The organism is Paeniglutamicibacter sulfureus (assembly GCF_030512175.1).
GTDB lineage: Bacteria > Actinomycetota > Actinomycetes > Actinomycetales > Micrococcaceae > Paeniglutamicibacter > Paeniglutamicibacter sulfureus.
Genome location: NZ_JAULBL010000001.1, coordinates 1,196,311 through 1,209,105, shown reverse-complemented (window position 1 = coordinate 1,209,105; position 12,795 = coordinate 1,196,311). Strand labels below are relative to the sequence as shown.

Sequence of the window (12,795 nt, the reverse complement as noted above, 5' to 3'; positions counted from 1 at the left end):
CTCCCTATTGCAGTTGCCCTGAAGGTTGGTCGACCAGTAGCGCCAAGGCGGCGGTCCAGTCGGAAATCGCGCAGCCGTCATGCAGGTCGAAGGTGCGCTCCACCGCCTGCCCGTCCCGCGTGCCCGTCACCCGTGCGATGGCCGGACCGCCGTATTGCTGGGTGCACATCCGCGTGGCGCCCGCCGCGGGCTCGGTGAGCAGCTGCGGGTGGGCATCCACCAGCGCGCAGGCCGCAGCGGCCCGCGGGTGGTTGCTCCGTTCCAGGGCGACGGGCCCGTCGCACAATAGGTGGAAGTGCGCGCTTTCAGCGTTTCCGTCGGCCCGGATCGAGATCTGCAGGTCGGTGTCCTGGCCCTGCCCCTGGCTGGAAGTCGACGCGCTCGGCGATCCGCCGGTTCCGCCGCCGCCGGCGCACCCGGAAAGCAACGCGACGGCACCAAGGAGCAGCGCGGGGAGAAGCGAATGGTTCATGTGCCGCATGGAGTTGCCCTCCAATCATGCGTCGGCCGCCGGTGGCGGCCGGTACCTCTAAGTCTGTGGCAACGGCAGTGATTGGGCAACGGCCAGTAGGCGCTCGCGCAGCACCTGCGCCCGATCGGCAAAGTCCTTCTGCAAGCGAACGTACTCGGCCTTGCCCGCGGGAGTCTCGATGGCGATGGGCCGGTGGCCCCAGTCGGCCAGGTCGTAGGGAGAGGCCTGCATATCCATGGTGCGGATGTCCCACGCCAGTTCGAAGCAGTCCATGACCAGGTCGCTCGGCACCGCGGGGGTCAGCTTGTACGCCCACTTGTACAGGTCCATGTTGGCGTGTAGGCACCCGGGCTGCTCGAGGTCCCGCTGGGTTTCACGGGTTGGCTGCAGTTCGTTGAGCGGCACGGCCTCGGGGGTGTAGAACCTGAACGCATCGAAGTGGGTGCAGCGGATCTTGTGCTCCTGGACCACCGCATCGGTTCCCGCCGAACCCAGGCGCAGGGGCAGGTATTCGTGCCTGATCCCGTTGTCGGCCGATTTGTAGGCCATGGCCCATTCGTGCAGGCCGAAGCATGCGAAATTGGCCGCTCGGGTGGCTGTTCCGGCCAGGATGATGTTGGCGAACCGGATCGCCTCCGTGCGGGTTTGCGCAAACGCCTCGAGGTCCACCGTGTAGCCGCGCTCGCCGGTCGACTCGTCAACGACTTCGCGATAGAACTTCCAGTCTCTGCGTTCCGTGGCGCTCTCCCCGGATAGCACCACGCCGGGCCCCGGATGCCAGCGATAGAGCTGCCCAGGCTTCTGTGTGTAATAGGTAAAGAGGAAGTCCTCGATCGGGTGCTTCTGGCGCTTCATCCTGCGCTCCGTGAACGGTTCGCCAAAACGCTTTGCGCGCACCTGATGAGCGGCGGCGGACGACAGCCACTGCTCTTCGGGCAGCCAGGCAAGCGAGGAGGAGAGCATCCATTCATTATCGCCGCGCCGGCCGGGAAAGCCTTAATTATTGAATCGCATGCTCCGATTCAACGACCTTTGTCAAGGCCCCCCGCGCAGGATTGTGAACAACCATAAAGCGTATTTGACATGAGCGTTTGGGGTAATTTCCTTTGTTTTTTGCCCTTCTTTTCGAAGGTTTTCGGGCGTAGAATGGAGGTATGTTCGATGAATATCCCAGCGGAGATTCCATAGACGAACCTCCCGACGAATACTTTCCTGTCGCACCCGCACCCGTCGCCTGTCTCCCGCCTGTCCCGGGGCGATGCCACGAGGATGACCTGGCGTTCCTGCGATACGTGCGCGACGGGTTGGCGGCCCTGGACACGGATGGCACCGCCAAGGAACATCACGAAAAGATCGCCCTGGCCGAGGAGATCAAGAGCGCCGCGGCCGGCGCCCAGGTCATATCCGCAACCCTCATGGAAGCCGACGTCGTGGCCCGGCGCACCGAGGCCGGCGTGCGGGAAAACAACCCGTCCTACGGGGTCGGGGCACAAGTCGCCCTGGCACGCCGCGAATCCCCGGAACAGGGCAGGGCCTTCCTGGGCTTATCCGGCCGCCTGGTCTCGGACCTGCCATTCACCCTCATTGCCCTGGTGCGCGGCAAGATCGGCGAGTCCCAGGCGCGGACCATTGACCGCGAAACCGCGAACCTGCCTTCGGCGCAGCGCGGCGAGATCGACGCGGCACTGCTTCGCGATCCGGAAGGGCTCAAGGGCCTGTGCGTGCGTGCCGTCGTCGACCGGGTCCGCCGGCTCGCCTACGCATACGATAGCTCCGACGCGCTGACGCGCCTGGAAGAGGCCAAGTCCTGTCGGTACCTCGCGGTGTTCCCGGCCCGGGACGCGATGATGCAGGTCGCCGGGATGCTCTCTGTCGAGGACGGGCTGGCGATCCGCCAGGCCCTCACCCTCGAAGTTGACAGGCTCAAGGCGGCCGGGGACACCCGGACACGGGCCCAAATCATGGTCGACGTCGCGGTGGACCGGATCACCGGCAGGTCCACCGCTGAAGGAACCCAGCTCATGTTGTACCTGGCGATGTCCGACCGGACCTTGCTCCAGGGCGGCAGCGAGCCGGCGTTCCTAGAAGGCTACGGCACTGTCCCCTCCACCTGGGCCAGGAACCTGGTCGGCGGACGCGAACCGCAGGACCGGGAACGCCGCCGCTCCCAGGTGGCCCTGAAGCGGCTCTACACCCACCCCGACACCGGGGCCCTGGTGGGCATGGACTCACGCTCCCGCCAATTTCCCAAGGCGCTCAAGGACCTGATCCGCATCCGCGACCAGTACTGCCGCACACCCTACTGCAACGCACCGATCAAGCACTTCGACCACGTGGTCCAACACAGCCGCGGCGGACCGACCAACGAAGCCAACAGTGCCGGACGATGCGCCGCCTGCAACCAGACAAAGGAACAGACCGGCTGGGAAGAACAAGTGCTGGACACCGGCGGGCGGCACACCATCCTGATCACCACCCCCACCGGGGCCCAATACACCTCCACGGCACCCGCCCTGCCCGGCACCCCCGCCTGAACACCGCAGAGTTCCGCCGCCGCACCACGCCCACCACCAAAAACGGTCCGCAGCACCGAAGGCACGCCCCTTGGCGTGCCCCGGTGCCACGGACCGCGTGGCGTTAAGGCATATGTACCTTAGCGGCCGGTGCCGCCGTAGACCGTTGCCTCGTCCTCAGCATCCAAGTCGAATGCCGCGTGGATGGCTCGCACCGCGGCATCGAGCTTGTTGGCGTCGGTGACGATGGAGATTCGGATTTCCGAGGTGGAGATCATGTCCACGTTCACGCCGGCCTGGTGCAGGGCCTCGAAGAACGTGAAGGAAACGCCCGGGTTTGAACGCATACCTGCCCCGATGAGCGAAAGCTTGCCAACGTTCTCGTTGTAGGAGATGTCCTCGAAGCCGATTTCCTCCTGGGCGGATCGCAGGGCCTCCTTGACTTGCTTGCCATCGACCATGGGAAGCGTAAAGGAGATATCTGTGCGGCCCGAACCTGAAGTCGAGAAGTTCTGGACGATCATGTCGATGTTGGCGTGGGCGCCGGCAATGACCCGAAAAATCTGTGCGGCCTTGCCGGGGATGTCGGGCACGCCAACAATCGTGACCTTGGCTTCGGAGCGGTCGTGGGCGACACCGGAAATGATGGGCTGTTCCAAGGGTTCTCCCTCTTGAATCTTGATCTGGTCATCGGGGCTGGGCATAACCCAGGTTCCCTCATTGGTGCTGAACGAGGACCGCACGTGAAGCGGAACCCCGAAACGACGCGCATATTCAACGCAACGCAGGTGAAGGATTTTGGCGCCGGAGGCGGCCATCTCCAGCATTTCCTCGCTGGAAATGGTGTCGATCTTGCGGGCCGCCGGAACCACGCGGGGATCGGCGGTGTAGATGCCATCGACATCGGTGTAGATCTCACAGACATCGGCACCCAGTGCGGCGGCAAGCGCCACCGCGGTGGTGTCCGAACCGCCGCGACCCATGGTCGTGATGTCGTTCGATTCCTTGCTCATGCCCTGGAACCCGGCGACGATGGCGACGTAGCCGCGATCGATGGCGCGGCGCACGCGCTGCGGCGAAACCTCAATGATGCGTGCCTTGCCGTGGATGGCATCGGTCATCATGCCGGCCTGTGAGCCAGTGAAGGAAGCCGCCTTGGCACCCAGGCCGTCGATGGCCATGGCCAGCAGGGCCATGGAGATGCGTTCGCCTGCAGACAGGAGCATGTCCATCTCGCGGGCGGGGGCATCTTCGGTCAGTTGTTCGGCGAGGTCGAGTAGTTCATCGGTGGTGTCGCCCATGGCGGAAACCACCACGACGACATCGTGGCCGGCGGACTTGGTGTCAATAATCCGACGGGCAACACGTTTGATGCCTTCGGCATCTGAAACGGAAGATCCGCCGAATTTCTGGACAATCAGGCTCATGCGTCAGCACACTCCATGGGACGGGAACAGGTGGGACTTCAAAGGGCGCGACAATAATTGGCCCAACCCCCATATTAGCCATTGTGATGCACCGGGACGCCAATGCGTGACCGATCTAGGTCATAAAGGGTGGTTTGGCTGGTCTATTTGCTCGGTTTGGTGTCGGCGAGGTCACCTCGTCCGGAAGACTGGTCGGCCCCACGCGGCGAGGGGGTCATTTGGTAACGGATTGGACGAAAGCGTGATTTGAGCAGCTTGCCAAGCCGGTATTGCCGGCTCGTCGCCGGGGCTTCCAACCCGCCTTGGCGCTGGGCGCCGGGGCGATGGCGCGCACCTTGCCGGGGCCAGCGCATAAGCTGGACGAAAGCGACCAAGTATGAAGATGAACGCAAAGGACGGCAGGCCCTTGGCAGTCGATAAATCCCATCGCCCGGAAATGGACGACGACGATGCCGTGCATGGGGGTGTCCAATCGGTGGACCGCGCCCTGGCCATCCTGGAAATCCTCGGCCGGGACGGAAGTTCCGGGGTCGGCGAAGTTGCCGAAGAACTGCAGATCCACAAGTCCACGGCTTCCAGGCTCTTGGGCTCGCTGCTGGCCCGCGGCATGGTGCAGCAGAACACCAATCGGGGAAAATACGAGCTGGGATTCGGCATCCTGAAGCTGGCCAGCACCATTCCAGGCCGGCTTTCACTGGTGGCTCTGGCCCGCCCGGTCATTGAGGCCTTGGCCGAGCAGTACAAAGAGACTGTCAACCTTGCCGTGCTGCGCGAGGAATACGCGGTGAACGTGGACCAGGCCATGGGCCCTTCGACCCTGGCGACATATGACTGGCTGGGCAGCCTCACCCCCCTGCATGCGACCTCCAGCGGCAAGGTCCTGTTGGCGGGCCTCAGCTCCGATGAACGGGGGCGGATCCTGAAAGCCACCAAGCTTCCTCAGCGCACCGCCAAAACCATTCGGACCCGGACGGCTCTGGAAAAAGAACTGCTTCAGGTCGTGAAGGACGGTTACGCTCAGGCGCTCGAGGAGTTCGAGATGGGCATCAATTCCTATGCGGCGCCAGTGCGCAACCACCTCGGCGTGGTCGTTGGTGCCATCAGCATCTCGGGCCCTGCCTTCCGCTTCGCCCCCGAAATGGAGCCCGGTCTGCTGGAGGGGCTCAAACAGGCAGGACTGCAGGTCAGCGCGTCGCTTGGCTACACCGCCGGCTGAGGCTCGCCGGTCGATGATGTCGGCGCACTCCGTGCGCTGCTGACGACGTGCCGGGCTGCATGACCGACGATGGCCTTCCATCTGGCCATCGCGTCGTGGTCGATACCACGGTCATCAACCGAGGTTTGTGATGCCAGGGTCCTGGCTCGCACCAAGTCTCCCGGGCGAATCCCGGAAGATCCCATGATGTCGTCCTGGAGGGACGGCCTCCCTTCCCTGCCCTCATGCGGCGCCCGGGTTCCCGATCTATCCGTACCAGAGAAATTGGACTCCGTGACCTTTCCCGGGGTGATTCGCGTACGGCGGAGATGCAATCGCAGTGGTCCTGCGAATGGCCGCAGATGATCATCAGCCGGCTGGCTAACCCCTGACTTCGGGGCATTCGGGAAGTCGGTTCGATTTGTACTGGGACCTCTGTTTCCCAATTGCGTAATAAACATCAAGCATCTGTAGGCGCAACTCTTCTACTGTTACGCCAATGCGTCGCCTGGGCCAGGTTCCACAACAAAGGGGTGATTCCGGTGTGGCGCGACGCAGGGCGGCCCCAGAGTCGGGATGGCCGGAAGGAAAAAGACCTAAACCTCTTGACACCCTTCTGTGGCGTGCGCCACAGTTGTTGCACAGGGCGAAGGCTGTTGATCATAGCGAGACTGAATCGCCGCCGAACCATCGAACGAAACAGCCGAAAGGAAGTCGATGCGCGATGCACGAAGCCTGTCCATCGAAACGGTTGTCCCGCAGTGGCGCCCTTCTGGACAAGCCGGCCCTGATTGCCGCAATGCCTATCGACGGCGCTGGGCTGCTCGCCAGCTACTGCACCTGAACGCAGGAGGCCCCTGTTCACCCGGTTGCAGGCTCGCATCCAATACGCCACGGTCTTGCAAAGCTCCACCACGGGCGACGAAGCCACTCCGATGCCCCGATTTCCAGGACTGCAATCCCGCGGGATAGCGGTTCTCTCGGCGGGTGACCGCCCCCGGTCCACGGACCAAAGACACGTTCGCATTCACCAGGCAAAGGAAAACACCCATGGCAGTGAACACCGACGAGACCATGTCCGAAGAACCGGACGTGCCCGACGAGTACGTGGTCGAGGATCCGGTCGCGGGTTCCGCGCCACCAGTTGACACCGCCATCCTGCAGGAGCTCAGGGACGGCGAATCGGAGCGGAAGGCAACACGGATGATTCCGCGCCTGCCCGAGGGACTGGACAAGGTCACTTTCGGGGTCGCCGGGGCCTTCGCGCTGGCCTTCGTCATCTGGGGCCTGGTCAAAACCGCCTCGCTCTCGGCGGCCTCGAACGCTGCACTGTCCTGGGTCACCGAGAACACCGGCTGGTTTTTTGTTTCGCTGGCCTCGTTCTTCGTGATCTTCGTGCTCTGGCTGGCTCTGGGCCGGTTCGGCAACATCCCGCTGGGGCGTGACGGGGAAAAGCCGGAGTTCCGCACTGTCTCCTGGATCTCGATGATGTTCAGCGCCGGCATGGGAATCGGCCTCGTTTTCTACGGGGTGGCCGAACCGCTCTACCACTACGTCTCCCCGCCACCGGGAACGGTTGACGGGAGCACGCCCGAGGCCATCCAGACGGCCATGGCCACGTCGATCTTCCACTGGAGCATCCACCCCTGGGCCATGTTCGCGGTGGTCGGCATCGCCATGGCCTACTCGACCTTCCGGCTGGGTCGCCGGCAGTTGATCTCCTCGGCCTTCACTTCCCTCTTCGGTCCGCGGGTCGAAGGGCCAGCCGGCAAGATCGTGAACATCCTGGCCATCTTCGCCACGCTCTTCGGCACCGCCGCCTCGCTGGGGCTCGGGGCCATGCAGATCGCCAGCGGCATCGAATTCAACGGCTGGGTCGGCAAGGTCGCCTCGCCGGTGCTGGTTGGGGTCATCACGGTACTGACCGTCTGCTTCGTGCTTTCCGCGGTCTCGGGGATCTCGCGGGGCATCCAGTGGCTCTCCAACATCAACATGGTCCTGGCCCTGTTGCTGGCGGTGCTCGTGTTCGTGTTGGGGCCCACGCTGCTGATCCTCAACTTGATCCCGTCGGCCATCGGCGACTTCGTCCGGGACCTGCCCTCGATGGCCTCGCGCACCGAGTCCGCCGGTGACGAGTCGGTGCGGGCGTGGATGTCGAGCTGGACCATCTTCTATTGGGCCTGGTGGGTGTCGTGGGCGCCGTTCGTGGGCATGTTCATTGCCCGGATCAGTCGCGGACGCACCATCCGCCAGTTCGTCACCGGGGTGCTGCTGGTCCCGTCGCTGGTCTCCGTTATCTGGTTCTCGATCTTCGGCGGTGCCGCCTTCGACATCCAGCTCAAGTCCGCAGCTTCAAACGGGGCGTCGGATTCGATGGTGAGCATGGTCGACGGGGAACCCTCGATCGACTTCGAGGGCGCCATGTTCGACTTGATCCAGCACCTTGGCGCCAGCCCCGGTGTCACCTTGGCCATTGCCATCCTGGCCATGGTGTTGATCGGCATCTTCTTCGTCACCGGCGCAGACTCCGCCTCGATCGTGATGGGCTCGCTGAGCACCAATGGGCGCTTGGAACCCTCCAAGGGCGTCATCGTGTTCTGGGGAGTGCTCACCGGGGCGGTTGCCTCCATCATGTTGCTGGCCGGCGGGGACAATCCCGGACAGGCGCTGAACGGGCTGAAAAACATCACCATCGTCTCCGCTCTGCCGTTCGCTGCCGTCATGTTTATCTTGTGCATCGCCCTGGTCAAGGACCTGCGCCGCGATCCGCTGGCACTTCGCAGGAAGCTGGCCGACTCGGTGGTCGAACGGGCCATCCGCAGCGGCGTGGACGAACACGGCGGAGTGCCCTTCGAACTGGTGACCAAACACGACTGCACCGAGGCCTGCGACGCCGAAGACCGCTGCCCTGGCCGAGGCGCCGACGGCGCATGAGAACGTCCGCAATCCACACACCAATATCCAGCCACAACCAACCACCTTTCAACGAGCCAAGGGAGCAAACGTGAGCACCATGATCCACGAGACGGCAGTGACCCGGGACGCCACGCACCCGCGCAGCATTCGCTTCGTCCTGACCCTTTCCTGCCCCGACAAGCCCGGCATCGTGCGGGCAGTGACAGGGTTCCTCGACGACCGCGGGTTCGACATCGCCGAGCACCAGCAATTCGACGACCACGTCGGCGGCCGGCTCTTCCTGCGCACCGCACTGGCCGGGGGGAACCCGGATGACACCGCCGAGGAGCTGGAAACCGCGTTCGGACGGCTGGCAGGTGAGTTCGGCATGGACTTCGCCTTCCACGACGGGCGCGCCCAGCGGGTGCTGGTCATGGTCTCGAAGTTCGGGCACTGCCTCAACGACCTGATCTACCGCTGGCGCACCGGAACCCTCGGCGCCGAACTGGTCGGTGTCGTCTCCAACCACGAGGACCTGCGCCCCATGGCCGAGGCCGCCGGGCTGCCGTTCATCCACATCCCGGTCACTGCCGACACCAAGCCCGCAGCAGAGGCCCGGCTCCAGGAGGTCATCGCCGACCACCGGGCAGACGTCGTGGTGTTGGCCCGCTACATGCAGGTGCTCTCCAACGAGCTGACCCGGGCACTGCACGGACGGGCCATCAACATCCACCACTCGTTCCTGCCCGGATTCAAGGGCGCCAAGCCCTACCACCAGGCCTATGAACGCGGCGTGAAGATGGTGGGGGCCACCGCGCACTACGTCACCGAGTCCCTCGACGAAGGCCCGATCATCGAACAGGAAGTGTTTCGGGTCGACCACGTCCCGGACGCCGACGCGCTGGCACGGATCGGGCGCGACGCCGAGGCCCAGGCCCTGGCCCGCGCCATCACCTGGCATTGCCAGCACCGCATCCTGCTTAACAACACCCGCACCGTCGTCTTCCGCTAAACACCCCCGAAAAGGAGCATTTCCATGAACCAAGCACCCCGCGTCGTCATCATCGGGGCCGGCATCGTCGGCGCGAACCTTGCCGACGAGCTGGCGACCCGCGGCTGGGCGAACACCACCGTCATCGAGCAGGGACCCCTGCACCTGGCCGGCGGCTCCACCTCGCACGCGCCGGGACTGGTCTTCCAGACCAACGCCTCGAAGTCGATGACCGAGTTCGCCGGCTACACCGTCGAAAAGCTGCTGTCCCTGCAAAAGGACGGCACCTCCTGCTTCAACCAGGTCGGCGGTCTGGAGGTCGCGACCACGCCGGAACGGCTCGAGGAGCTCAAGCGCCGGCACGGCTTCGCCACCTCGTGGGGACTTGAGTCGAGGCTGGTCGACCCCGCCGAATGCAAGCGGCTTTACCCCTTGCTTGCCGAGGAGACGGTGCTGGGTGGTTTCCTGGTTCCCTCCGACGGGCTGGCGTCCGCGGCGCGGGCGGTGCAACTGCTCATCGAGAAGTCCACCGCTGCCGGGGTGCGGTTCCTCGGGGACACGACGGTCACAGGGATCGAGCAGGACGGCGGCAAGGTCACCGGGGTGCGGATCGGGGAGGACGAGGTCATCGAGGCCGACATCGTGGTCTCCTGCGCCGGGTTCTGGGGTCCGGCCATCGGGGAAATGATCGGGATGGACGTGCCGCTGCTGCCGCTGGCCCACCAATACGTCACCACCGACGCGCTGCCCGAGCTTGCCGGGCGCAACGAGGGCCCCAACGGGGCGACGCTTCCGATCCTGCGCCACCAGGACAAGGACCTGTACTACCGCGAGCACGGGGATAGGATCGGCATCGGCTCCTATGCCCACCGCCCGATGCCGGTGGAGCTTCACACGCTGGCGAAGGTGCCTGCCGACCGCATGTCCGAACACGAGATGCCGTCGCGGCTGGACTTCACCCAGGAGGACTTTCTGGACTCCTGGGAGGATTCGAAGGTGCTGCTGCCGGCGCTGGGCGACAGGTCGATCGACGACGGCTTCAACGGGATCTTCTCCTTCACCCCGGACGGTGGCCCGCTGGTGGGCGCCGCACCGGAGCTGGAGGGCTTCTACCTTGCCGAGGCCGTCTGGGTGACGCACTCGGCCGGCATCGCCCGCGCCATGGCCGAGCTGCTCATCGACGGCCAGTCCTCCATCTCCCTGCACGAGGGCGAGGTGACCCGCTTCGAGGCATTGCAAACCACGAAGGAATACGTCAGCGAGACCTCCCAGCAGAACTTCGTGGAGATCTACGACATCCGCCACCCGCTGGAGCCGCGCACCTCCCCGCGCGACCTGCGCTCGAGCCCGTTCCGCGCCCGCCAGGACGAACTCGGCGCCTTCTACCTGGAATCGGCAGGCTGGGAACGTCCGCACTGGTTCGAGGCGAACCGGCACCTGGTGGATACCCTGCCCGAGGCCTGGCGCGGTCCCGAGCGCGACGCGTGGTCGAACCAGTTCCATTCGGAGATCTCTGCGGCCGAGGCCTACACGACCCGCACCGCCGTGGCAATGTACGACATGACCCCGCTCAAGCGCCTGGAGATCACCGGCCCCGGGGCCCTGGCACTGCTGCAGCGGCTGAGCACCGGCAACATCGCCAAGAAGCCCGGGGCCGTCACCTACTGCCTGCTGCTGAACGCCGACGGCGGGATCCGCTCGGACGTGACCATTGCGCGGCTGGGGGAGGAACGCTTCCAGCTCGGCGTGAACTCGAACATTGACTTCGACTACTTCACCGTGGAGGCGCGGCGGCAGGCAGCCGCGGACCCCGCGGCGTGGGCCCACGTCGCGGACATCACGGGAGCCACCTGCTGCATTGGGTTGTGGGGGCCGCTGGCCCGCGAGGTCATGGCCAAGGTCAGCGACGACGACTTCTCCAACGAATCACTGAAGTACTTCCGCAGTGCCGAGGTGGTCATCGGCGGGATCCGGGTCACCGCGATGCGCCTGTCCTACGTGGGGGAGCTTGGCTGGGAACTCTACGCGAGTGCCGAGACCGGGCAGCGGCTCTGGGATGTGCTCTTCGAGGCAGGGGCCGAACACGGGATCATCGCAGCAGGGCGCGGGGCGTTCAACTCCATGCGCTTGGAGAAGGGCTACCGGCTCTGGGGCACCGACGTGACACCCGAGCACCACCCGTTCGAGTCCGGCCTGGGGTTCTCCATCGCCAAGGGAAAGACGGGGTTTGTGGGGGCCGACGCGGTGGATGTGCTGCGCAACAAGCCCTCCACGCGGGCGCTGCGCTGCCTGACCGTCGACGACGGGACGTCGATGGTGCTGGGCAAGGAACCGGTGTACCTCGATGGTGCCCCGGCCGGGTATGTCACCTCCGCTGCCTACGGCTACACCGTGGGCACGCCGCTGGCCTACGCCTGGCTCCCGGCCTCAACGGTGGAGGGAGACCAGGTGGAGATCGAGTACTTCGGCCGCCGGATTCCCGCCACGGTGGCGGCAGATCCGCTCTTCGATCCGAAGATGGAGCGCCTGCGCGGCTAGGCGGGGCACCCCGCCGGCCGGATCAGGAGGCGGAAACCGCTTCCTGATCCGGCAGCGGGGTACGCACCAGGGGTGCGGCGGGTGCCGCCGGCGCGGTGTTGCGGCGGCCCTCGATGGCGCGGGCGAGGGTGACCTCGTCGGCGTACTCGAGGTCTCCGCCCACCGGCAGCCCGGAGGCCAGCCGGCTGATCTTGATGCCCAGCGGGCGCAGCGTGCGCACCAGGTAGGTGGCCGTCGCCTCGCCTTCCAGGTTGGGGTCGGTGGCCAGGATGATCTCGGTGATGCGCTCATCTCCCAGGCGGGCGATCAGCTCGCGGATGTGCAGTTGTTCCGGGCCGATCCCGTTGATCGGGTTGATGGCCCCGCCCAACACGTGGTATTTGCCGGTGAAGGCGCGCGAACGCTCGATGGCGATGACGTCCTTGGACTCCTCGACGACGCAGATGATGTCATCGCCGCGACGTTCGTCCCGGCAGATCGAGCAGGTCTCGGACTCGGAGACGTTGAAGCAGACGGTGCAGAACTTTACCCGTTCCTTGACCACGGAGATGGACTGGGCCAGGCGCTTCATGTCCTCCGGGTCCGCCTCGAGGATGTGAAAGGCAATGCGCTGGGCGGACTTGGGGCCGATGCCCGGAAGCCTACCCAACTCGTCAATCAGTTCCTGGACTGCGCCTTCGTACACTTGGATTCACACTGCCTAATCTTGCTGTTCCTGGGAATTACGGTTCCGTGCAGCAGACACTACACGTTCGCGGCGACGC

General features: G+C 65.0%; 9 protein-coding genes. 5 read left to right on the top strand and 4 right to left on the bottom strand.

The window, feature by feature from the left end; translation table 11 throughout:
* Positions 1-4: 4 nt before the first annotated feature.
* The gene (locus Q2T94_RS05290; RefSeq protein ID WP_302263160.1) at positions 5-481 is read right to left on the bottom strand and encodes a hypothetical protein; all 477 of its coding nucleotides are present in this window, start codon (positions 479-481) and stop codon (positions 5-7) included.
* A 48-nt stretch (positions 482-529) separates the two neighbouring features.
* Positions 530-1,435 carry a 3-methyladenine DNA glycosylase gene (locus tag Q2T94_RS05285; RefSeq protein ID WP_302263159.1) on the bottom strand — a complete coding sequence of 302 codons (906 nt, stop codon included), beginning with the start codon at positions 1,433-1,435 and terminating at the stop codon, positions 530-532.
* A 191-nt stretch (positions 1,436-1,626) separates the two neighbouring features.
* Between Q2T94_RS05285 and Q2T94_RS05280 the strand changes: the two genes are divergently transcribed.
* Complete coding sequence (locus tag Q2T94_RS05280; protein WP_264269861.1) at positions 1,627-3,006, top strand: HNH endonuclease; 1,380 nt, start codon at positions 1,627-1,629, stop codon at positions 3,004-3,006.
* 119 nt (positions 3,007-3,125) lie between these two features.
* On the opposite strand, the gene Q2T94_RS05275 is transcribed toward Q2T94_RS05280, so the two are convergent.
* Positions 3,126-4,412, bottom strand: coding sequence for an aspartate kinase (locus tag Q2T94_RS05275; protein ID WP_302263158.1), 1,287 nt, complete (start codon positions 4,410-4,412; stop codon positions 3,126-3,128).
* A gap of 436 nt (positions 4,413-4,848) precedes the next feature.
* Here Q2T94_RS05275 and Q2T94_RS05270 point away from each other — a divergent pair, with 436 nt between their 5' ends.
* The 4 genes from Q2T94_RS05270 (at position 4,849) to Q2T94_RS05255 (ending at position 12,031) form a co-directional block, all read left to right on the top strand.
* Positions 4,849-5,628: an IclR family transcriptional regulator gene (locus Q2T94_RS05270; RefSeq protein WP_264269952.1), complete on the top strand. Its 780-nt coding sequence runs from the start codon at positions 4,849-4,851 to the stop codon at positions 5,626-5,628.
* A 1,029-nt stretch (positions 5,629-6,657) separates the two neighbouring features.
* Positions 6,658-8,541 (top strand): BCCT family transporter, encoded by a 1,884-nt coding sequence (locus Q2T94_RS05265; protein WP_264269863.1) that lies wholly within the window; start codon positions 6,658-6,660, stop codon positions 8,539-8,541.
* A gap of 79 nt (positions 8,542-8,620) precedes the next feature.
* Positions 8,621-9,514, top strand: a complete 894-nt coding sequence (gene purU / locus Q2T94_RS05260; protein WP_302263367.1) for a formyltetrahydrofolate deformylase — start codon at positions 8,621-8,623, stop codon at positions 9,512-9,514.
* A gap of 24 nt (positions 9,515-9,538) precedes the next feature.
* On the top strand, positions 9,539-12,031 hold the full coding sequence (locus Q2T94_RS05255; RefSeq protein WP_302263157.1) for a GcvT family protein: 2,493 nt from the start codon (positions 9,539-9,541) through the stop codon (positions 12,029-12,031).
* 22 nt (positions 12,032-12,053) lie between these two features.
* On the opposite strand, the gene recR is transcribed toward Q2T94_RS05255, so the two are convergent.
* Entirely contained in the window at positions 12,054-12,716 is a 663-nt protein-coding gene (recR, locus tag Q2T94_RS05250) for a recombination mediator RecR (protein ID WP_302263156.1), read from the bottom strand.
* Positions 12,717-12,795: the final 79 nt, after the last annotated feature.

Bases quoted from the DNA above. Each gene is read 5' to 3' on its own strand.
- Q2T94_RS05265 (WP_264269863.1), top strand. From the start codon at position 6,658: ATGGCAGTGAACACCGACGAGACCATGTCCGAAGAACCGGACGTGCCC.
- Q2T94_RS05270 (WP_264269952.1), top strand. From the start codon at position 4,849: ATGGACGACGACGATGCCGTGCATGGGGGTGTCCAATCGGTGGACCGC.
- Q2T94_RS05255 (WP_302263157.1), top strand. From the start codon at position 9,539: ATGAACCAAGCACCCCGCGTCGTCATCATCGGGGCCGGCATCGTCGGC.
- Q2T94_RS05290 (WP_302263160.1), bottom strand. From the start codon at position 481: ATGCGGCACATGAACCATTCGCTTCTCCCCGCGCTGCTCCTTGGTGCC.
- Q2T94_RS05280 (WP_264269861.1), top strand. From the start codon at position 1,627: ATGTTCGATGAATATCCCAGCGGAGATTCCATAGACGAACCTCCCGAC.
- Q2T94_RS05275 (WP_302263158.1), bottom strand. From the start codon at position 4,412: ATGAGCCTGATTGTCCAGAAATTCGGCGGATCTTCCGTTTCAGATGCC.
- purU (WP_302263367.1), top strand. From the start codon at position 8,621: ATGATCCACGAGACGGCAGTGACCCGGGACGCCACGCACCCGCGCAGC.
- Q2T94_RS05285 (WP_302263159.1), bottom strand. From the start codon at position 1,435: ATGCTCTCCTCCTCGCTTGCCTGGCTGCCCGAAGAGCAGTGGCTGTCG.